This window comes from uncultured Maribacter sp., from assembly GCF_947500405.1.
GTDB lineage: Bacteria > Bacteroidota > Bacteroidia > Flavobacteriales > Flavobacteriaceae > Maribacter_B.
Genome location: NZ_CANMRY010000012.1, coordinates 40,816 through 61,913, shown reverse-complemented (window position 1 = coordinate 61,913; position 21,098 = coordinate 40,816). Strand labels below are relative to the sequence as shown.

General features: G+C 30.9%; 18 protein-coding genes. 10 read left to right on the top strand and 8 right to left on the bottom strand.

All coding sequences use genetic code 11. From position 1 onward, the window contains the following. Positions 1 to 5: 5 nt before the first annotated feature. Positions 6 to 2,459 carry a M14 family zinc carboxypeptidase gene (locus tag Q0945_RS14765; protein WP_299435962.1) on the bottom strand — a complete coding sequence of 818 codons (2,454 nt, stop codon included), beginning with the start codon at positions 2,457 to 2,459 and terminating at the stop codon, positions 6 to 8. A gap of 169 nt (positions 2,460 to 2,628) precedes the next feature. Between Q0945_RS14765 and bshC the strand changes: the two genes are divergently transcribed. From bshC to Q0945_RS14750, 3 genes are all read left to right on the top strand, one after another. Then, a complete protein-coding gene (gene bshC, locus Q0945_RS14760; RefSeq protein ID WP_299435959.1) occupies positions 2,629 to 4,233 on the top strand; it encodes a bacillithiol biosynthesis cysteine-adding enzyme BshC in 1,605 nt (534 codons plus the stop codon). 9 nt (positions 4,234 to 4,242) lie between these two features. Beyond that, positions 4,243 to 5,622 carry a glycosyltransferase family 39 protein gene (locus Q0945_RS14755; RefSeq protein WP_299435957.1) on the top strand — a complete coding sequence of 460 codons (1,380 nt, stop codon included), beginning with the start codon at positions 4,243 to 4,245 and terminating at the stop codon, positions 5,620 to 5,622. 74 nt (positions 5,623 to 5,696) lie between these two features. Further along, positions 5,697 to 7,067, top strand: a complete 1,371-nt coding sequence (locus Q0945_RS14750; protein ID WP_299435955.1) for an aminotransferase class V-fold PLP-dependent enzyme — start codon at positions 5,697 to 5,699, stop codon at positions 7,065 to 7,067. Between the two features lies 1 nt (position 7,068). Here the strand turns inward: Q0945_RS14750 and Q0945_RS14745 are convergent, their stop codons facing one another. Continuing rightward, a complete protein-coding gene (locus Q0945_RS14745) occupies positions 7,069 to 7,614 on the bottom strand; it encodes a pyridoxamine 5'-phosphate oxidase family protein (protein WP_299435952.1) in 546 nt (181 codons plus the stop codon). Positions 7,615 to 7,904: 290 nt separating this feature from the next. Here Q0945_RS14745 and guaA point away from each other — a divergent pair, with 290 nt between their 5' ends. From guaA to Q0945_RS14730, 3 genes are read left to right on the top strand one after another with little or no spacing between them, the layout of a single operon-like run. Further along, positions 7,905 to 9,437, top strand: coding sequence for a glutamine-hydrolyzing GMP synthase (gene guaA, locus Q0945_RS14740; protein ID WP_299435950.1), 1,533 nt, complete (start codon positions 7,905 to 7,907; stop codon positions 9,435 to 9,437). A 2-nt stretch (positions 9,438 to 9,439) separates the two neighbouring features. Further along, positions 9,440 to 11,605 (top strand): LysM peptidoglycan-binding domain-containing protein, encoded by a 2,166-nt coding sequence (locus Q0945_RS14735; protein WP_299435948.1) that lies wholly within the window; start codon positions 9,440 to 9,442, stop codon positions 11,603 to 11,605. 25 nt (positions 11,606 to 11,630) lie between these two features. Then, a complete protein-coding gene (locus Q0945_RS14730) occupies positions 11,631 to 12,155 on the top strand; it encodes a DUF922 domain-containing protein (RefSeq protein ID WP_299435946.1) in 525 nt (174 codons plus the stop codon). A gap of 2 nt (positions 12,156 to 12,157) precedes the next feature. Here Q0945_RS14730 and Q0945_RS14725 read toward each other — a convergent pair whose 3' ends face one another. The 4 genes from Q0945_RS14725 to Q0945_RS14710 are packed head-to-tail and all read right to left on the bottom strand — an operon-like array spanning position 12,158 to position 14,768. Then, on the bottom strand, positions 12,158 to 13,384 hold the full coding sequence (locus Q0945_RS14725) for a PQQ-binding-like beta-propeller repeat protein (RefSeq protein WP_299435944.1): 1,227 nt from the start codon (positions 13,382 to 13,384) through the stop codon (positions 12,158 to 12,160). Between the two features lie 49 nt (positions 13,385 to 13,433). Next, entirely contained in the window at positions 13,434 to 13,955 is a 522-nt protein-coding gene (locus Q0945_RS14720) for a hypothetical protein (protein ID WP_299435942.1), read from the bottom strand. Positions 13,956 to 13,966: 11 nt separating this feature from the next. After that, complete coding sequence (locus Q0945_RS14715) at positions 13,967 to 14,233, bottom strand: hypothetical protein (protein ID WP_299435940.1); 267 nt, start codon at positions 14,231 to 14,233, stop codon at positions 13,967 to 13,969. A 25-nt stretch (positions 14,234 to 14,258) separates the two neighbouring features. Further along, complete coding sequence (locus tag Q0945_RS14710) at positions 14,259 to 14,768, bottom strand: hypothetical protein (RefSeq protein WP_299435938.1); 510 nt, start codon at positions 14,766 to 14,768, stop codon at positions 14,259 to 14,261. 256 nt (positions 14,769 to 15,024) lie between these two features. On the opposite strand from Q0945_RS14710, the gene Q0945_RS14705 reads away from it, so the two are divergent. Further along, positions 15,025 to 17,091: a tetratricopeptide repeat protein gene (locus tag Q0945_RS14705; protein WP_299435936.1), complete on the top strand. Its 2,067-nt coding sequence runs from the start codon at positions 15,025 to 15,027 to the stop codon at positions 17,089 to 17,091. Between the two features lie 4 nt (positions 17,092 to 17,095). Beyond that, positions 17,096 to 17,848, top strand: coding sequence for a response regulator transcription factor (locus Q0945_RS14700; protein WP_299435934.1), 753 nt, complete (start codon positions 17,096 to 17,098; stop codon positions 17,846 to 17,848). A gap of 88 nt (positions 17,849 to 17,936) precedes the next feature. Here the strand turns inward: Q0945_RS14700 and Q0945_RS14695 are convergent, their stop codons facing one another. Beyond that, the gene (locus Q0945_RS14695; RefSeq protein WP_299435932.1) at positions 17,937 to 18,137 is read right to left on the bottom strand and encodes a hypothetical protein; all 201 of its coding nucleotides are present in this window, start codon (positions 18,135 to 18,137) and stop codon (positions 17,937 to 17,939) included. Positions 18,138 to 18,151: 14 nt separating this feature from the next. Further along, complete coding sequence (locus tag Q0945_RS14690; protein WP_299435930.1) at positions 18,152 to 19,018, bottom strand: TIM barrel protein; 867 nt, start codon at positions 19,016 to 19,018, stop codon at positions 18,152 to 18,154. A gap of 94 nt (positions 19,019 to 19,112) precedes the next feature. Between Q0945_RS14690 and Q0945_RS14685 the strand changes: the two genes are divergently transcribed. Both Q0945_RS14685 and Q0945_RS14680 read left to right on the top strand, forming a co-directional pair. Beyond that, positions 19,113 to 19,355: a DUF3820 family protein gene (locus tag Q0945_RS14685; RefSeq protein WP_299435928.1), complete on the top strand. Its 243-nt coding sequence runs from the start codon at positions 19,113 to 19,115 to the stop codon at positions 19,353 to 19,355. Between the two features lie 54 nt (positions 19,356 to 19,409). After that, positions 19,410 to 21,026 (top strand): CTP synthase, encoded by a 1,617-nt coding sequence (locus Q0945_RS14680; RefSeq protein ID WP_299435926.1) that lies wholly within the window; start codon positions 19,410 to 19,412, stop codon positions 21,024 to 21,026. Positions 21,027 to 21,098 lie beyond the last annotated feature (72 nt).

The window sequence follows — 21,098 nt, the reverse complement described above, 5'->3', positions numbered from 1 at the left end:
TTTTTTTAGTTCACCATAAAGATTGCATTTGCAAAAAATAGTTTCCCATTTTCCCAAAAACCTCTAAATAAAGGGTTGTCTACCATATAAGTTATATTTCCCTTTTTTAAGGATTGTGTGCCATAAATTAGCGTGTTTTGTACTTTTTTCTGAGCATTACTACCCGCAAATCCAGATACAGGTTTTGTATTTTGTTTTTCTAAATATACAGCATTCCCTTCATCTAAATATTCATAGGCGTCATTGCCTAATTTAAGGGTAAAGTAAGTGTTATTATACCCATAAGAAAGTGGGTGCGTAGGGTCTACTTTTGTTTTAAAAATAGCTCCGGTAATTGCATTTTTAATTTTTTCTCTTTCATTTCTTTCGTAAGATTTAGGATTGATAATGCTATCCTTCACTATTGTTTTTTTCTTTATTTTAAAATCCTGTTTGTTAATAAAGCTTTGCAAAGCTTTTCCCATTACAATAAGGTTACCACCATTTTCTACCCAGTTATGTATTGCAGTTACTCTTTTGCTAGTCATAAAGGAAGAATAATTAGAGCCGCTAGGTAAAATTAATATATTGTAATTAGATAAATTGACCGCGTCAAAATAATCGGCATCCAGAACAGATATGGGGTAATTAATTTGTTCTTCAAAAAAGTGCCATATTTCTCCAAAACGTAAGGTAGAATTTGGCTTTCCAGAAAGAATAGCAACTTTAGTATCGGAGATTATTTGCACCGAGTTAGAACCAAAATCTTTTCCAGAATCTACAAAACCAGTTTTAGTAGCAAAAAGTTTTTTCTCATGGGTATTAGCAATTTTACCAAGTTTATCTGCAAAACTCTTATGGTTAGAGTTGTCTAATTTAGTAATTATTAAACTTCCGCGATTATACGTTTTTCCTTCAATCTTAAAAGGGTTTTTACTATACCTAACTTTAATTTTTTCTTGTAAAATGGCAGCTAAAAATTTTGCATCTTTTATGCTGTTCCAATCTGTTATGTAGGCGTATGCATTGGGATCTATAGAATTGGTTTTTAAATTACTTTTTTCATAAGTTTTACTTGGGGCTATAGCAGTGGTAGCTACAGCATTTAAGCCATACGCATAAGGTAAAGACCATGCCGTAATATCATACGTTAAAGAGTCAGTTAATTTTGTTTTTGGCTCAAACAAAACTTTAACTAGTGTACTTTTAGGCTGATTTGTAGAAACTACTAAACTGTTAGTAGTACTTTTAAAAGTTCCTGTTTTACTGCTATTAAAAAGGTATCCCTTTAAATTTGCATTTTGCCCTTGTTGGTATTGTATTTGGTGTTGGTCTAATAATTTTGTTAGGGCTGTAATTTTATCTTCTGAGCCATTTAAAACATAGCTATTATATTTGTAATTTTTAGTTTCGTAAAACTTCTTAAATTCTTCATTAAGTTTTTTTTCGTTTTTTGATGCAACCTCAATAGTAGATATTCCTGTAGTTAAATGATGGTTATAACGGTCTTGTAACGTTAATATGTCTCCAGCGTATGTTTTTATAGCTAAGCCAGCTCTTCCGCTGCCACCTTGTTCGTAGGTCATTCCAATACTGCCATTATAGGTAGGGTAGGTGTCTCCATAGCTAGGATATAATAAGTCAAAAACTTCTTTTGTAAAATATAGCCATCCATTTTTGTTAAAATATTTTGCGTGGTTTTTTCCAATGGTGGTTTGAAAGTCTCTTTGAAACTTTGTTATAGCTTCATGATAAGGTTCTGCAGCAGGAGCAAAATAATAAGGACTATCCACGCCTTGTTCATGAAAATCTACATGTATATGCGGTAGCCATTTATTGTAAAATTTTAGTCGCTGTATGCTTTCAACTTGCGTTAGCCAAGCCCAGTCTCTATTTAAATCAAACATATAATGGTTGCTTCTACCGTTCCACCAGTCTTCATGGTGCTCTTTACTGTTAGGATCTATGGTTATGTATTTATTTTTATATTGGTTATACCAATTTACATACCTATCCCTTCCATCTGGGTTAACACAAGGGTCCAAAATAATTATGGTATTTTCTAAGTAAGTTTTTTTGGAGGTAAGTAGTTCGTATATGGTTTGCATTGCAGCCTCTGTGCCAACACTTTCGTTTCCATGAACATTGTAACTTAACCAAACAATAGCTTTATTATTGGTGCCACTTCCAGTTGTTTTTTTTAAATGTTCTAAACGTATGTTATCTAAATTTTCAATATTTTCTTTGGAAGATATGTATGCTAAAACTAAGGGTCTTTTTTCGTTAGTTTTGCCATACTCTACTAATTTTACATTAGAAGCCGCAGCAGTAGAAACATGTTTAAAATAATCTATTACTTGATGGTGTCTAGAAAAATGAGAGCCAATTTTATAGCCTAAAAAGTTAGATGGGGATTGTAGTTTTTGAGCAAAAGAAAAAGTAGAAAAGAATAATATTAAGGCAAGTAAAAGCTTTTTCATTAACAGTTAGTTTAAGTACTAAAAAATCAAATCTAGCAAATATTAATGAATAAGGGGGGTCGTTATTATTGATTTTATAAATGTGTCTTTTTTAAAACCTGTGTAATTAACTTATTTTTAGGAACTGTAAAATAGTAGAGTTTTATCTTTACAAGATATTTTTTTATGTATGGATGTAGATTGTATTTCTTTTAGAAGCACAGGTTTTTTTTCAAAATTAATTTTAGATTACTTAGATCAGGAAGAATTTGTAGCGAGTTTGTATTCTAATTTTCCTAATTTAGATGGAATAAAAAATCAAATAAAAGAAAAAGAAAATCATTTTCCTGCTGCAAATAGAGAGGTGTTGTCTTGTGTTTTAGAAAAACAATATAAAAACATAAAAGCATCCAAAAGCACTATGCAAAATATAGATGCTTTAAAAGAAACTAAAACGTTTACAATTGTTACAGGGCATCAATTAAACTTATTTACGGGACCATTGTATTTCTTATATAAGATTATATCTACCATAAATCTTGCCAAGAAAATAGAAGAAGAAAATCCTGGATATAAAATTGTTCCCGTATACTGGATGGCAACTGAAGACCATGATTTTGAAGAAATAAATTATTTTAATTTTCGAGGTAAAAAAATACAATGGAATAAGGAGGCAAGTGGAGCTGTTGGGAAGCTAAATACAGATGGATTAGAAGAGGTGTTTGCAATTTTAGAAAAAGAATTAGGAACTAGTAAAAATGCAAGTTATTTAAAAGAAGTTTTTAAAAATGCGTATTTAAAACAGGATACCCTTACAGAGGCTACAAGATATTTAGTAAATGAGTTTTTTAAGGAATATGGTTTGGTAATTGTAGACGGAGATTCTAAAGAACTAAAACAAAATTTAATACCGTATGCTAAAAAAGATATATTAGATACTATAGCTTTTAAAGAGGTATCTAAAACTATAGAACATATTCAACAAACTTCTAATCAGTATACTATACAAGTAAACCCAAGAGAGATAAATTATTTTTATTTGTTAGAAGGTGTTAGAGAACGAATTATTGAAAAAGAAGGGCTTTTTTATATAAATAATACAGAGTTACTATTTAGTAAAGAGGAATTAGAAAAAGAATTAAATACATACCCAGAAAGGTTTTCTCCAAATGTAATTGCAAGGCCATTATACCAAGAAGTAATTTTGCCTAACCTTTGTTATATTGGAGGAGGAGGAGAAATAGCATATTGGTTAGAACTAAAAAATATGTTTAAGGCAATGGAGGTGCCTTTTCCTACACTATTACTTCGTAACTCTGTCTTACTCATGAAAGGGAAACAAAAGAACAAAATGGATAAGATGAATTTGTCTATTCCAGATTTATTTTTAAAACAGAATAGCTTAATCAATAAGAAAATAAGAGAAATATCTAATATTAATATAGACTTTACAGAACAACGCAACCATTTGCAAGAGCAGTTTGCTAATATGTATAGTTTGGCAGAACAAACAGATAAATCTTTCTTAGGAGCAGTAAAAGCACAAGAAATTAAGCAATTAAAAGGGTTAGATGCATTGGAGAAACGTCTTTTAAAAGCACAGAAAATTAAATTAAAGGATCATGTAATTAGAATGTCTGATTTGCAAAATGAACTTTTTCCAAACCATTCTTTGCAAGAGCGTAATGCCAATTTCTCAGAATTTTATTTAGAATACGGGGAAGAACTTATTCCTAAACTAATAAGTAAACTTAACCCATTATTGGGAAATTTTTCAGTTCTTGTAATGGATTAATAGTAAAAAATGCAAACCTACAATGTGTCTAAGAAGATTGTAATACTGGCTTTATTAAGTGGATTAGCAATTATTTGTATTAGTTACATGAAAGCTGCATTAGAGTTAGAAGATGCAGAACAGGCATTTTATTCCCAATGGTGGCGATTAACCTATGATGATCAACCACCTGTATATACATGGCTTCAAATATTAGTAAATAAAGGACTTGGGGTTACCAAACTTTCATTTTCATTTTTACGCGCTTTATTATTTAGTGGTACAATAGGCAGTGTGTATTTTTTTGGAAAGCAATATCTAAAAAATAAAGAACAAGCAGCTTTAGCTGTTATTCTATTAACTTTAGTGCCGGTATTTATAGACTTTACATTTAGAAGGTTATCACATACATCACTATTGTGTTTATCCGTTGTATTGACTTTTATTTTTATACAACGTTTAATTACTAATAAATCTACTTTTAACTATGTGCTATTAGGATTAGTAATTAGTTTAGGAATCTTAACAAAGTATAATTATTTTTTAATGTTAGGGGCATTGCTATTTGCTATTCCTTTTAGTAATTCTTTAAAAAAAATAATTTTAAATAAAAGAATAATAGGAACTATTGTCTTAATAGTTGTTCTTATTTTTCCTCACTTTTATGACTTGCTTTCTAGTTCTTATTTTGTTGATGAGTTATATAAAAGTGTTGCTCTAAAAACAAATACAGACATAGAAAACACTGTACCTATAATTTCAAGTTTTTTAGCTTTTTTTAATAGCATATTTAATTTAATTCTGCCTCTGCTTTTATTTTTTGGAATCCTTTTTTGGAGAAAAAAAGTTGTGGTGGGTACCGTTAAGAGTAGTTGGTTAAAGCATGTATTTATAGCACAAGTTGTAGTTCTATTGGTAGTATTTGTAAGTGCGAGTATAGTTAAGGTACATACCAGATGGCTCTTGCCTTTATTTATTCCTTATGTAGTTCTTTTGTTATCTCTAGTTAAAGTAAAGAGTCTTACTAAATATGTAAACTATGGTTTCCTCTTTTTTCTTTTTATAATTTTTGCGCAAACAATAAGAACTCCAATAGAAAAAGTTTTGAAAATACCTTCATCAGTGCATTACAGCTTTAATAGAGTTTCGGAAGATTTAAATGCTAATTTTAAGGAAAAGCAATGGGTTTTGCCAGATGTTACCTATGCAGGTAATATTAGATTTTTAAACCCAGAAAGAGAAGTTTTGTCTTTAGATGATTTTACGTTGCCAATATCTAAAGAGAAAAAAGGACAACGTGTTGTGGTTAAAATTAATTCAGATTCTTTAAAATCTATAGATATAAAAGAAGTTCATAGAATTTATAAGTTTGGAAAAGAAAAAGAGAATCTAAGTTTTTATTTAGATTAAGAACAGTTTTATTTTTTGTTAGCCCACGGAATGGTCTAGCCAATAGATTAACTTTGAGTTGTTAAATTAAAAATATGCATAATATAGATATTGGTTTAGTTGAAATGACATTGGATGTTGTAAAGTATGCTATAGATAGGATAGCAAAAACAAATCCAGAGTTTGGGAAGCCCAAAAAAGAAGAGGAATTAAGGGAAATAGTAGGAGAAACCATAACACCTGAAGGAATAGGGGGAGAAAATGCATTTAATTTATTTAAAGATGTTTTAATTAAAGCTACGGTTCCTATAGATCACCCTAGACATTTAGCATTTGTTCCAGCCGCGCCAACAAGAGCGGCCATTATGTTTGATCTAGTCACATCGGCATCTAGTATACATGGCGCTTATTGGATGGAAGGAGCTGGCGGTATTTTTGCAGAAAACGAAGCTATGAAGTGGTTGGTTTCCTTGACAGGGTTACCAGATAAAGCTTTTGGTGTGTTTACAAGTGGTGGTACTGCGGCTAATTTATCTGCAATGGTAGCAGCTAGAGAAAACTGGCGTAAAGACGTTCAGAATTTAAATAAAAAAGGGTTAATAATAACTTCTATAGGAGCACATTCTTCTATAAAAGCTATGGCAAAAGTTATAGATGTAGATGTTTTTTTAGTCCCTACGGAGGATTTAATGTCTAGGCATGATTTAGAAAAGGCTATAAATAGTTTAGATAATGTAGATCGTAAAAGGCTTTTTTCTGTAGTAGCTACAGGAGGAACAACAAACGCAGGAATTATAGATGATCTAAGTGGAATAGCAGATATTTGTGAGAAGGAAAGTCTTTGGTTTCATGTAGATGCGGCATATGGCGGTGGAGCTTTAGCGGCAGACTCTGTTCGTCATTTATTTAATGGCATAGAAAAAGCAGATAGTATTACGATTGACCCTCACAAATGGTTGTTTTCTCCTTATGATTGTGGTGCTGTAATATATAAAAACCCAGAATTAGCAAAAGAAGCGCATTCGCAAGAAGGAAGTTATTTAGATATTTATAAAGACGGAGGAGCTCATGGTTTTAATCCATCTGACTATCAAATTCAATTAACAAGAAGAGTAAGGGGGTTGCCTCTGTGGTTTTCTTTAGCAATGCATGGAACAAATTTGTATAAATCTGCAGTAGAACAAGGTATTGAACTAGCTAATTTAGCTGGAGAAATAATTACAAAAAATCCAATAGTAGAATTAGTTAGGGAACCTAGTTTGTCCTGCGTTTTATTTAGGAGAAAAGGTTGGTCTCCTAATGATTATAGAGATTGGACCTATAAAAACTATAAAGAAGGCTTTGCTCTTGTAACCCCAACAAAATGGAAAGTAGGAAATACTTTCGAGACAGTATCCCGTTTTTGTTTTATAAACCCAGATACTACAGAGGAAGATATAAATGCTATTTTAAAAACTATGGAGTAGTTTAAGGAACAAGAAATTCACTAACCCAGCCATTTATATCTTTATGAAATTGAACTTTAAAATGGCTTGTTTCTTTTAGTTTTAGATATTCTATTGTTTCAGCTTTTATTTCTATACTAGAAAAAAAGTTTTTTTCTTTAAGGTATGTTATTTCTTCAGGACTGTTTATTTTACTGCCAGGAGCAAACATTGTAGTATAGTCTCTTTTTGCTTTTTCATTTATTTTTAACCATTGTTCTTTTAATAAACCACAGTCTTTAACAACGTTAGCAATTCCTTCAATTTTTATTTGTAATTTTTTTACAGGATGATAAAATAATAAACTAACATTATAATTTTTTGTTATTTGAGATACTTTGGCAGAACGCCTATCGGTATATAAAGTAAAACTAAAATCATCCGTGAACTTTCTAAGTCCAATGATTCTTAATTGAGGAGTATTTTCTGAACCAATAGTACCAAGAACACAAAATTTTAGGGGATGGTTTTTTTTTGTTAATGCTAATTTTAGCTCAGACTTAATTTCTTGTAAATAGAGATTAGTCATAATATGTTTTAAGTTAACATAAAGGTAAGAAAAATCTCATAAAGTAGGGTTTTTATTTTTTCAGTTGTTATATATAAAAATTCCTATGAAAAAGAATTTTATATAAAATCTTTATGGTTTTATGTGTTTAGGTTGGTTTTTAATTTCGATGTAAAGCTTAGGGTGGTTCCTAAGCTTTTTTTATTATAAATGACTTTTTTAATTACGTCTCTTTTGATAAATTTTAAAATACTTGAATAAATATCTTTTGAAGATGCTTTCTTAAAATTTTCAAATTACTATTTTTGCGCATGCAAAATAACGTCCTAATACTAGATTTTGGTTCTCAGTACACACAACTTATCGCCAGACGAGTTAGAGAACTAAATATTTTCTGTGAAATAAAACCTTATAACAACCTTCCAAAAGACCTTTCTGGATATAAAGCGGTAATACTCTCAGGTTCTCCCTTTTCGGTGAGAGCAGAAGATGCGCCACATCCAGACTTATCTGAGATTAGAGGAAAAAAACCGCTTTTAGCAGTGTGTTATGGTGCCCAATATTTAGCACATTTTGGAGGTGGTAATGTAGCGCCATCAAACACAAGAGAATATGGTAGAGCAAATTTATCTTTTGTAGAAAAGGGTGAGCTTTTTTTAGAAAATATATCAGAAGGAAGCCAAGTTTGGATGAGTCATAGTGATACAATTAAGGAGTTGCCTACAAATGCAAAGAAATTAGCAAGTACACATGATGTGGAAAATGCAGCATATAAAATTGAAGATGAAGATACATATGCTATTCAATTTCACCCAGAGGTATACCATTCTAAAGATGGTAAATTGTTACTAGAGAATTTTTTAGTTAAAATAGCAGGATTAACGCAAACTTGGACTCCAGATGCTTTTGTAGATACAACTGTTTCAGAACTAAAAGAAAAAATAGGAGAAGATAAAGTAATTTTAGGGTTATCTGGAGGAGTAGATTCTACTGTAGCAGCTGTTCTTTTACATAAAGCAATAGGAAAAAACTTGTATTGTATTTTTGTAGATAATGGTCTTTTACGTAAAAATGAGTTCCAAAGTGTATTAGCACAGTACGAAGGTATGGGACTAAATGTAAAGGGAGTAAACGCTTCGGCACGCTTTTTGGATGAACTAGCAGGGGAGAGTGATCCAGAAAAGAAAAGGAAAATTATAGGAAGAGTCTTTATAGAGGTTTTTGATGATGAATCTCATCTTGTAGAAGATGCTAAATGGTTAGCTCAAGGAACTATTTATCCAGATGTAATAGAATCTGTATCTGCAACTGGAGGGCCATCAGCAACTATAAAAAGTCATCATAATGTAGGTGGTTTACCAGATTATATGAAGTTAGATGTGGTAGAGCCATTACGAATGTTATTTAAAGATGAGGTTCGTAGAGTAGGTGCTAGTATGGGGATAGACCCTGAACTATTAGGAAGACACCCTTTTCCAGGCCCTGGATTAGCAATTCGTATACTTGGAGATATAACTCCAGAAAAAGTTTCTATCTTACAAGAAGTAGACGCTATTTTTGTAAACGGATTAAAAGAATGGGGTTTGTATGATAAAGTTTGGCAGGCAGGAGCAATGCTTTTACCTGTAAATAGTGTAGGTGTTATGGGAGATGAACGTACCTATGAAAAATGTGTAGCTTTACGTGCTGTAGAAAGCACAGATGGTATGACGGCAGATTGGGTAAATTTACCGTATGAATTTTTACAAAAAACATCTAACGATATAATAAATAAAGTAAGAGGTGTAAATAGAGTTGTTTATGATATTAGCTCTAAACCACCAGCAACTATAGAATGGGAATAAATATGAAATTAATACTTAAAAACATTTTTTTTGCAGTTCTTTTTGTTTTCATAAGCAATACTATTAATGCTCAGAAATTTACAACTCATGCTGTAAAAAGCGGGCAGACTTTAGAAGCTATTGCTAAACAATATAAAGTTTCGCAAGAAGATATTCTTACTTATAATAAAGAATTAAAAAAGAATAAGCCACTTATAAAAAGTACTATTCTAGTTATTCCTTTAGATCCAAAAAAAGTACAAGAAGTTGTAAAAACAAAACCAAGAACTACTACCGAAAAAGAAGAAAGTTCTGCTCAAGAAGAGCCAATAGGTTTTACTAGCTATAAAGTTCGTAAGAAAGAAACTTTATATGGCATTGCTAAAAGGTTTCATATTACAGAAGAACTTATAAAAAAATATAACCCTTCACTTTATGCCTCTACCTTAAAAAAGAAAATGGTTTTACGTATTCCAAAATACAAAAGAGTAAAACAAACCGAAATTGAAATTAATGAGGATGATTATGAGACTTACCTTGTTTCTACAAAAGATACACGTTGGAGTATAGCTCATAAGTATGGTATTACTATAGATAGTTTACTAGTTTTAAATCCTAGGCTTTCTAAAAATAATACGCATTTAGCAGAAGGAAGTGAGCTAAAGCTTCCTAAAATAGCTGGTAGTAGTGTAGGGGAACAGCAAGTACAATTGTATACGTCTTATACCGTTCCTCCTGGACAAACTTTTTATAGTTTAGAGAAGAAATTTGGTTATACCTCAAAAGAATTAATAGAATTAAACCCAGAGATTAAAAAACGAGGAGGGTTAAAAGAAGGGATGATTCTTCGTATTCCTGAAAAGAAGGAAGATACTGGCGTTGTTAATACCGATAATTTTAATTTTTATGTTGTAAAGCCAAAACAAACCGAATTCTCTTTAACTCGCAAACTAGGAGTTAGTTATAGAGAATTACTACGTTTAAACCCAGATCTAAAAGACGGGTTAAAAGCTGGTATGGTATTAAAGCTACCTAAAAGTCAAACTGGAGATTTTGAAGTAAAGAATTCGTTAGTTTTAGATAAAATGAATCTTATGGATAGTATTGCTGTGGGTAATACTTCTAAAATTTTATTTCTTTTGCCTTTTAGGTTAGATAAGGTAGACGTGTCTAATAAACAAGATGCAATTAAGAAAATTAGCTCTAGAAATGATTTAAAGTACAGTTTAGGGTTATATTCTGGAGCACTTGTTGCGTTAGATTCTTTAAAGAAATTAGGGCTGACTGTAGATGTGAAAACCCTAGATAATCAGTTAGATTTACAAAAAACAAAAGATATTTTAAATGCAGAAAATTTGGGAGATTATTCTGCAGTTATTGGCCCTATAGATGGAGCTTCATTAAGAGAGGTTTGCAGCCAGGCTAATAGAAGTAATGTTCCAGTAGTAGCTCCTTTTCCAGTTAAAAAAAATATGGGACATAACAATGTTTTCTTTTCTTATCCTTCTGATGAAGTTCAGAGGGAGCGTATGCTTACTTACTTAGAAAATAGAGTTGAAGATGAAAATATAATTATAATAGCAGATGGTGATAATAAACCTATAGAAGATAAAATAGCAGCAAGATTTTCAGAAGCTAAAATTGTTGAAATAAAAGAGGAAAAGAAAAATGTTGCAATTAATTTGGAAAAGCTTACAGCTTTATTCTCACAAGAGGTGGTAAATTGGGTATTTGTAGAAACTGCTAATCCTAAATTAATATCTAGTGTAAGCTCAATCTTAAATTCAATAAATACAAAAGATGTAGTTGTAAAAATGTTTACTACAAATAGAAATAAAGGATTTGAAAATGATGTTATTTCTAATGTACATTTATCTAATTTGAATTTTACATACCCTTCTGCTTATAAAGAAGTGTCTAATAATTCTTTTGTAAAACAGTATAGAAAAAGATTTGGAGATACTCCAGATAAATATGCGGTAAGAGGATTTGATTTAACGTATGATATATTGTTAAAATTAGCCTATAAGAATAATTTATTTGCAGTCTCAAAGGTTATTGGGTCTACAGAGTATAACGGTAATGGTTTTAATTATATTAAGAAAGGAAATCAAGGCTATTATAACAACGCATCTTATATTATGAGTTATGATGACATGCAAATAAAACAAATTAAAGAAGAGGAATAGTTTGCAATAAAAACAGCATATTTAATTGGGTACACTAAGATTTTTTATTCTATTATTTTTTAGTGTATCTATAGTAAGTGCGCAAGAGTATTCTACAATACTGTGGAAAGCACAAGATAAGTTAACTTGGAAAGATTTTAGAGGAAGGGTTCCTGTACCCAGTAGAGCAGCTGCTACAACCGCAAGTGGTTTTACTTATAAGTATTCTGCTCAAAGAATAAGAGGAGAACTAAAAGTAAGTTTTGCTGTTAGCACTTATTTTTATCCTGAAAAATCTTGGTACAACCCTTCATTGTGCGATTCTATTATTTTGAGTCATGAGCAATTACATTTTGATATTTCAGAACTTTATGCTCGAAAATTAAAGAAAAAACTAGACTCTAAAACCTTTACCCATGGTAGTCTAAAAAAAGAAGTAAAGTTTATCTATAATGCGGTTATGAAAGAGCTTAATGATTATCAAAACCTTTATGATAAAGAAACTAATTTTTCTAGAGACCTAGAAGAGCAGTTACGTTGGAATAAAAAAATAAGAGAAGCTTTGAAGTAGTTTTATTCTAGTCTTGCAGATACTACGGTACTTTTTTCTGTAGTATAGTAAATTTCATCACCAAATACTCTAAAATATTCTTCACCATAACTATCTTCTAGTCTATTAACTGCATAAGAAACAGTAGCAATTTCAAAAGGGAGCAGAACCTTTATTTCTTTTTCTGAAATAGTATTACCATTTTCTGTGTTAAGCTCATATAGATTATTGTTTTTACTATACAAAAACAGTCTATTAGAGACTAAGAATAGTTGGCCAACTTCTCTATTTTGTATTTCAGATTCCCAAATTATAGTCTTAGTAAACCAATTAAAAGCAACTACTTTTCCAGTAATATTATCATGAAAAAATAAGACACTTTTATTTTTGTCATGAAGCATGTGTGTTATTTTAAGATTATTAGTAGCATCTAACGGAAATTTAAACTCAGCTTCACCGGTAATGGGAGAGCGAATAATAAAATAACTTGCACCTGTGCTTAAAATTTTGGAACCTAAATCTATTGCGAAAGAAAAATAATTAAGGTGTCCGTAGTTTGCTTCATCCCCTTCTTGAATTTCCCAAAAAATACCGCAAGTATTTGGGTTTATAGAGAGTAGGCTTCTCGATCCTCTTCTAACATCCATTAAGACTAATTTATCCTCTTTAACAAGAAAGTTTCTAATATTATCAACCCTAAATTCATCGCAAACTGCAATATCATTTCCTGTTTCTAGTTCCATATTATATAGCACGGTAGATTTTTTTCTTAATCCAAACCAAGAGTTGTTAGATACAATCGAAGGATATACACCAGATTTTCTCGAGAATAATACAGAGCCATTTTCAGGATTTATTTTTAAAATTGTAGGGTCGTTTATATCAAAAGCTAATACCCATAAATAATTACCAATTTTTTTTAACGCATAAGGAGGAACAGAAGTTTCGTCTTTTAAAGTCCATAAACTTGCACCATTTTCCTTATTAAGTCTTAAGAATCCATTTTCTCCTACGGGATTATAATAATATAAACCATGGTCTGATACATGAAGAAAACTCCTAAAAGCGTGCTGTATTTGCTGTTTGGTTCTATTTATAGACCATTTAACTTTAAAGGGAAGTCTAGAGGTATCTTCCAGTTCCTGCTCTTCTAACTCTCTTTCCTGTTCTTCTTCAATATTTGTAATTTCACTGCAATTCTGAAAGGAAATTGAAATTAGTAAACATAAAAGAGTTGTTATTTTTTTCATTTTCTATCTAAAAAAGAACAGGTTGTTTTTAGTAATAAATTCAAATAGTTTAGAATCTTATAGATGCTCCAAGGTTTAAATATGCAACACCATACCCAGCTTCAGCAAAAGCAGCAAAAGTTTTGGAAAAATACCACCTACCACCAGCAAAAGCTGTACCGCTAGGTTTACTTCCAAAATTTCCAGAAGATCCTTTATAAGAAAGTATATTATAAGAGAACATTGCTCCTGCGTATATATCTAAATTTTTTATTTCTAAACCATTATAATGGTATGCACCTCTAATACCAATTATAGTATAATTCCATTTATCATTTCCAAAGGTGTAATTATATTTATAAGTTTTAGTACCTAAATATGCTCCTAAGCTTACGACTCCTGGTCCTGGAACTTCCCAAATACCTCTTTCATAGGCAACACTATAGCTAGGACTTTGGGAAGAGGTGGTGTAATTTCCAAAATTACCACCAAAACCTATTCCGGCATTAATAACATTAGTTCCTATGTTAAATTCTTGTGCGTAACTTTGAGAAGCAATAATAAAGAATAGTATGTAAATTATTTTTTTCATGATTATGTACTTTAGTTTGCTTCACAAGATTCTCTTAATTCTACAATGCTTTTTTTACTTTCTTCAGACAAAAAGCTGCCGCAAGAATTTTCTAATTCATTAATTAGTTTTAATAGTTCAGTACAGTCATCAGAATCATCATCAATTATTTTAGATAATTTATTTGCACACTCTATAGCTTCTAAACTATCAAGAACACCAAGAGGGTCTTTTTTAGAGCAGTTGGTGAAAATAAAACTTACCGCGATGAACGCAATAATTGTAAAAGGTTTTTTCATGATTTTTAGTGGTTTTAGTGATTGGTTAATTGTCCTCATAAAATTGAACAACGATATTATTGTCGGAGATTTCTACCATTTTAAATGATTTTCGTTCTTGCTTAGGAATGCTTTGCCATAACATATCTGCAGTTTCTTTGTAATTGACTGTTATCAGTGCTGTTCCTTTACTAAATTTTTTAATTGGTTTTTTAACTCCTTTACTTTTTGTAATACGGTTGTATAAGGAATTTAGTTGCTCCGTATCATAACTAACCTGCTGCACAGTTATAAGAACAATGTCTTCACTTTTTTTATTTTCTTTGTTCTTTTTAGAGCCAAAAAGGGAGCCGATAGTTGCTATAGTTTCTTTAGAACTATCGACAGTATTTTTTACGGACTGGTTTGTGCTTTTTATAGAAGAGTTTGCATTTTCTATGGTTTTGTTGGCATTATCAATCTCTTTTATTCCGTTAGTATTTGTATTGTCTTGGCTATGTACTAACCCTATATTTAAAAACATGCATAACAGAGCGTATAGTGGTAGAACTCTCATTTTCCGTATTTTTTTAGTTGTAATTCAAAAATAGTGTTCCTTCTATGAGAAACAGATGCACGTTTGTTAAATGCGTTCATTTGGAAGATTAGTGTATGGAAATCAATTATAACTGTTTTATTGACTGATTTTAAGGAGGTTATTTTTTTATTGTTTTAATTGAATTTTATTAAATAGTAAGTGTTTATGTAAAAGTTATGGCGCAAAACTATTACATTTGAAAAACTACCTCCCCCTACATATTCTGATATAATTTATGAAAACAAGTTTTTTCACTTCCATTTTCTTTTCTTTCATTTTTTTGGGATTTAGTCAGCAGAAAAAAATTGATTCATTAGAGCTTTTTTTAAAAAATTATCATCCGCAAGATTCTGTAAAACTTAATGCATTAAATGAGTTAGGGTATTTTTATTATGCGATTAATCCGGAAAAGGGTATAGAGGTTTCAAAGGAGGCTATTTCACTGGCTAAAGAAATAAAAGATTTTTCAAAATTAGCAACTGCTTATTCTCATAAAGGCCATAATCATAGCGCAAAAGGAGAAGATTCTATAGCTATTAAGTTATACGATAAGGCTATTGAAATCCATAATCAAGAAAATAATAAAAAAGCAGTTGCCAGATTAGTGTATAATAAAGGATTGGTATATTTTAATCAATCAAATTATATAAAAGCTATTGAAAATAATAGGAAAGCTTATGAGGTATTTAAAGAAGAAAAGGATAGTCTTTTAATGGCGAAAATGCTTAATAGTATTGGTGTTAATCAAATGTACCTCTCAGCATATCCAGATGCGGTGGATAGTTATTTAGAAGCGTCTGAAATTTATGAAAATTTGGGTTTGTCGAATGACATGAGTTATGCTAATATGTGTAATAACATTGGTTTGTTATATACTAGGCTTAATAAGTTAAGCCTGTCGATGGAATATTATGAAAAGGCAAAAAAAATCTATGCAAAAATAGATTTTTCTGAAGGTTTGGCTAATACATTGGCTAATATTGGTTCAATATATAAGGAGAAAGGAAATAAGAAAAAAGCAATAGAGCAGTTTAAGTCGGCTTTTGAGATAATGAAGAAAATAAATAATGAAAGAGGGGTTGCTAATGCGCTTACGAATATTGGAGGGGTCTATGCAGATGATTTAGAATATAGTAAAGCACTTCCTTACTTTTTGCAAACTAAAACTATTTATGAGAAATTTAAGAATAGTAATAATTTGTCTGAGGTGCATAATTATTTAGGTCTATGTTACTTAAATATTAATAAAGATTCTGTTTTAGCAGAATCTCATTATCAAAAAGCTTTAACGTATGCAGAACAAGTAAATAATATTGAAGCGCAGTATAGAGCTTTAGAAAAAATTTCTAAGATTAATGCAAGTGTAGGTCGTTATAAAAAAGCTTATGAAACTAAAATCAAAGCATTTGTAATGAGAGATAGTTTCTATTCTGTGGAGAAAAAGGAAGAAATTGCTCGTATAGAAACAACGTATAAGTATAGAAAAGAAAAAGATTCACTTAAAGCTATTTATAATCAAAAAGAGATTATTTCTAAGGCTAAAATTGAAAAAGAAATACTAATCAAAAATGTATTCTTTTTAGTTTCATTTGGGGTGTTTTTAGTGTCTATAATTGGTTATTTTTTATACAAAAGAAAAAGAGATGCAATGGAGCAAAAAAGCATTGCGGAATTCAAAGCTAAGGTTGCTGAAACAGAATTGAAAGCTTTGCAATCTCAAATGAACCCTCATTTTATTTTTAACGCCATGAACTCTATAGGAGATTATATGGCAAAAAATGATATAGAAACGGCGAGTGAATATCTAATAAAATTTTCAAAATTAGTACGTGCGATTCTGGAAAGTTCAGAGAAGAAACGAATAAGCTTAGAAGAGGATTTAGAGTTAACTCGGTTGTATATAGAAATAGAGTCTTTAAGATTGAAAGAAAGAATAAAATGTGTATTTCACATAGATAAAGATATTGATTTGGAAAATACAATGTTGCCTCCTCTTATTTTACAACCATTTATAGAAAATAGTATTTGGCATGGAATAGCCCCAAAAAAAGGAGAAGGAAATATACAAATAGATTTTTGTAAACAAGGTGAGGTAGTTATTTGTAGTGTTGATGATGATGGAGTAGGAAGAAAAAATATGCTTGGTAAATTATCAAGCCACACATCAATGGGGGTGAAAATCGCAAAAAATAGATTAGCTATTCTTAATCAACTTAAAAGTTCTAAAAGTAGTGTTGCAATTGTAGATAAAGAAGAGGGTGTAAGGGTTGAAGTAAAATTACCATTAGAGTTAAGATTTTAAATATATGATAAGAGCAATTATTGTTGATGATGAGCAACATTGTATCGATAGACTTTTAAAACTACTTTTAAAGTATGTTAATAGTATTACTGTAGTTAAAGTAGTCACTACGGTGGAAGAAGCGAAGATTAGTATTGAAGAGGAATTGCCAGATGTAGTTTTTTTAGATGTCCAGATTTATGAGCAAACTGGATTCGATTTATTAAGACAGCTTTCTGCTATAAATTTTGAGATTATTTTTACAACTGCTTATAATAATTATGCGATAGAAGCATTTAAATTTTCAGCTTTAGATTATCTGTTAAAGCCAATAGATAAAGAAGAGTTTGGTAAAGCTATTGAAAAGTTAAAGCAAAAATCTTCTCTAAAAGAACTATCTAAAAAAATGGAAGTATTGTTTCATAATTTAGAAGAGAAAAAGAATAGTGGTTTAAAGAAAATTGCTGTGCCTACAGTAGAAGGTTTAACGCTCATTGATATTTTGAATATAATCCGATGTCAATCGGATACTAGTTATACCCACATATATCTTAAAGGGAATAAAAAAATAACAGTAGCAAAAAGCCTTAAATATTTTGAAAATCTTTTAGAATTACATAATTTTTTTAGAACACATCATTCTCATTTAATTAATTTATTGATGGTAGATAAATATGTAAAGGGCAAGGGAGGGTATGCTATAATGAAAGAAGGTGCTTATGTAGAAGTCGCAGTACGCAGAAAAGAAGAGTTTCTTAGGAGGCTATCAGATATTTAGTAATATGCTTTTAATAAAAGTTTCAAGTATATGGTTGAAAAAAACAAGCGCATATAATAATGGATATAAGCGCTTGTTAGTTTAAATTTTAAGCTCCACCAGCACATAAACGAATTCCTCCTGAACTGGCATTTGTTGTGTTTTTTATTTCAGAAGAAATATCGTGCTCTTTTTTATCTTTATTATTGGAATTAGTAGTTTCCTCATAAAAACTAGTATCTTCTTGTTCGCATGCTGTCAAAATACATACAGCAAAACAAATCAGCATTATTTTTGTAATTGATTTCATAATCATTGTATAAGTTAAACATCGCAAATTAAAAACCCTTGTTTTAAGGAGTCTAATTTACCTTCCCTAGCAGGAATAAATTCTTGCGCAACATATCCTTTATAACCAGTAGCTAAAATGGCTTTCATAATTGCAGGGTAATATAATTCCTGACTTTCATCTATCTCATGTCTTCCAGGAACGCCAGCAGTATGGTAGTGGCCAAAATATTGGTGATTGTCTTGTATAGAACGTATAATATCGCCTTCCTGAATTTGCATATGGTAAATGTCATAAAGTAATTTAAAACTTTCAGAACCTAATGCTTTACATAGTTCTATACCCCAAGCAGAAGTATCGCACATATAATCTGGATGATTAATTTGATTAAAAAGCTCCATTTGTAGAACTACACCATGTTTTTCAGCCAAGGGCATTATTTGTTGTAACCCGTTAACACAGTTTTGTAAACCAGTGTTATCGTCCATTCCTTCTCTATTTCCGCTAAAGCAAATAAGATTTGTGTAACCTGCCTCAGCTACTTTAGGGATAATATCTGTATAGTTTTTAATTAATGTTTTATGATATTTAGGGTTGTTCCAACCTTTTGTAAGTCCTATTTCGGCACCATTACACATGGCACTATGAATATTATATTTTTTTAATAACGGCCATTTCTCAGGCCCCATTAAATCTACAGCAGTAACGCCAAGTATATTTAAAGTTTTTAAAAAATCTTCTAAAGGAATATCTTTAAAGCACCAATGGCAAACACTGTGTTTAATGTTATTTTTAAGTTTAAATCCTATATCTTGCTCTTTTTGTTGCACATTAGCGGTTTTGCAAGCAACTAATCCAATAGATGCAGCGGCAGATGTGCCAATAAATGTTCTTCTTTTCATGTTGTTAATTTGCTGGTTTATAGTTTTTTACATGTAATGTAATTATAATGAATTTATTAGACACGTGAATAAAGTTATGGTAATAAATAAGAAAATGAAAATAGAACCAGATAAAAAGAAACTTATAGAATTGGCTCATTATAGAATGCCTTACGGAAAATATAAAGGACGTTATTTGGTAGATATACCAGAACCATATTATACATGGTTTCATCAAAAAGGCTTTCCAGAAGGAAAATTAGGAAACTTACTTAGTGCTATGCATGAAATTAAAGTAAACGGTCTAGAATCTCTAATTCATAAAATACAGAAAGATTTTCCTAAGGATTATCTTTAATTTCCTTTAGCAATTTGTATTTTTGCTCGCGTTAAGAAATCAACCTAACGCTTCATGTCACAGACTAAATATATTTTTGTAACCGGTGGGGTTACATCTTCTCTAGGAAAAGGAATAATAGCAGCTTCTCTTGCAAAGTTATTGCAGGCTCGCGGTTATAGGACTACAATCCAAAAGTTAGATCCATACATTAATGTAGATCCTGGAACACTTAATCCCTATGAACACGGAGAATGTTATGTTACCGATGATGGTGCAGAAACAGATTTAGACCTTGGGCATTACGAACGTTTTTTAAATGTTAGAACCTCACAAGCTAATAATGTAACTACTGGTAGAATTTACCAAAGTGTAATAGAAAAGGAAAGAAGAGGAGAGTTTTTAGGGAAAACAGTACAGGTAGTACCTCATATTACAAATGAAATTAAACACCGTATCCAGCTTTTAGGAAAATCTGGAGACTACGATATTGTAATTACGGAAATTGGAGGTACTGTTGGTGATATAGAGTCTTTGCCATATATAGAAGCTGTAAGGCAGTTGTTGTGGGAATTAGGAGATGATAATGGTATTGTAATACACTTAACACTAGTGCCTTATCTTTCTGCAGCTGGTGAATTAAAGACGAAGCCTACACAGCACTCTGTTAAAACATTAATGGAAAGTGGTATTAAGGCAGATATTCTTGTTTGTAGAACTGAACATGAAATATCGGACGATATAAAAAAGAAACTTGCACTTTTTTGCAACGTTAAAAGAGAAGCCGTTATACAATCTATAGATGCCTCTACAATTTATGATGTTCCTATTTTAATGCAGCAAGAAGGCTTAGATACAGTAACTTTGAAAAGATTAGCCTTACCAGATACAGTAGAGCCAGACTTAGGTACTTGGAAAGATTTTTTAAGAAAACACAAGAATCCGCAAAATGAAGTAACTGTAGGTTTAATTGGTAAATATGTAGAATTACAAGATTCTTATAAATCTATCTTAGAGGCTTTTATACATGCGGGAGCAGTGAATGAAGTTCGTGTTAATGTAAAATCTATACACTCGGAGTATTTAACCAAAAGTAATTTTGAAAGTAAATTAACTGGGTTAGATGGTATTTTGGTAGCACCAGGCTTTGGGGAAAGAGGTATAGAAGGTAAAGTTAAAGCCGTCCAGTATGCAAGAGAAAAAGGAATTCCATTTTTAGGGATTTGTCTTGGAATGCAAATGGCGGTTATAGAATATTCTAGAAATGTTTTAGGTCTTGCCGATGCTAATTCTACAGAAATGGAAGAAAACACATCAGACCCTGTTATTAATTTAATGGAAGAGCAAAAAACAATAACTAATAAAGGTGGTACTATGCGTTTAGGTGCTTGGGATTGTCATTTAGTAGAAAATAGCCTTGTTTCTAAAGCTTATGATAATCAGTTAGACATTACAGAAAGACACCGTCATAGATATGAGTTTAATAATGATTACAAAGAACAATTAGAAGCTGCAGGTTTAATAGCATCAGGTATTAATAAAGAAACAGGATTAGTAGAAATTGTAGAAATTGCTAGCCATCCTTGGTTTATAGGTGTGCAATACCACCCAGAATACAAAAGTACGGTTGCAAATCCACACCCTTTATTTGTTGGGTTTGTTAAAGCAGCTTTACGTCATAAAAAAGAATAATAGTGCCACAATGGCATGAAAAAACAAATGGGCTTATTTTTGCTCAAGTTTTAACTAATAAATTACCGAATT

Bases quoted from the DNA above. Each gene is read 5' to 3' on its own strand.
- Q0945_RS14765 (WP_299435962.1), bottom strand. From the start codon at position 2,459: ATGAAAAAGCTTTTACTTGCCTTAATATTATTCTTTTCTACTTTTTCT.
- bshC (WP_299435959.1), top strand. From the start codon at position 2,629: ATGGATGTAGATTGTATTTCTTTTAGAAGCACAGGTTTTTTTTCAAAA.
- Q0945_RS14755 (WP_299435957.1), top strand. From the start codon at position 4,243: ATGCAAACCTACAATGTGTCTAAGAAGATTGTAATACTGGCTTTATTA.
- Q0945_RS14750 (WP_299435955.1), top strand. From the start codon at position 5,697: ATGCATAATATAGATATTGGTTTAGTTGAAATGACATTGGATGTTGTA.
- Q0945_RS14745 (WP_299435952.1), bottom strand. From the start codon at position 7,614: ATGACTAATCTCTATTTACAAGAAATTAAGTCTGAGCTAAAATTAGCA.
- guaA (WP_299435950.1), top strand. From the start codon at position 7,905: ATGCAAAATAACGTCCTAATACTAGATTTTGGTTCTCAGTACACACAA.
- Q0945_RS14735 (WP_299435948.1), top strand. From the start codon at position 9,440: ATGAAATTAATACTTAAAAACATTTTTTTTGCAGTTCTTTTTGTTTTC.
- Q0945_RS14725 (WP_299435944.1), bottom strand. From the start codon at position 13,384: ATGAAAAAAATAACAACTCTTTTATGTTTACTAATTTCAATTTCCTTT.
- Q0945_RS14720 (WP_299435942.1), bottom strand. From the start codon at position 13,955: ATGAAAAAAATAATTTACATACTATTCTTTATTATTGCTTCTCAAAGT.
- Q0945_RS14715 (WP_299435940.1), bottom strand. From the start codon at position 14,233: ATGAAAAAACCTTTTACAATTATTGCGTTCATCGCGGTAAGTTTTATT.
- Q0945_RS14710 (WP_299435938.1), bottom strand. From the start codon at position 14,768: ATGAGAGTTCTACCACTATACGCTCTGTTATGCATGTTTTTAAATATA.
- Q0945_RS14705 (WP_299435936.1), top strand. From the start codon at position 15,025: ATGAAAACAAGTTTTTTCACTTCCATTTTCTTTTCTTTCATTTTTTTG.
- Q0945_RS14700 (WP_299435934.1), top strand. From the start codon at position 17,096: ATGATAAGAGCAATTATTGTTGATGATGAGCAACATTGTATCGATAGA.
- Q0945_RS14695 (WP_299435932.1), bottom strand. From the start codon at position 18,137: ATGAAATCAATTACAAAAATAATGCTGATTTGTTTTGCTGTATGTATT.
- Q0945_RS14690 (WP_299435930.1), bottom strand. From the start codon at position 19,018: ATGAAAAGAAGAACATTTATTGGCACATCTGCCGCTGCATCTATTGGA.
- Q0945_RS14685 (WP_299435928.1), top strand. From the start codon at position 19,113: ATGAAAATAGAACCAGATAAAAAGAAACTTATAGAATTGGCTCATTAT.
- Q0945_RS14680 (WP_299435926.1), top strand. From the start codon at position 19,410: ATGTCACAGACTAAATATATTTTTGTAACCGGTGGGGTTACATCTTCT.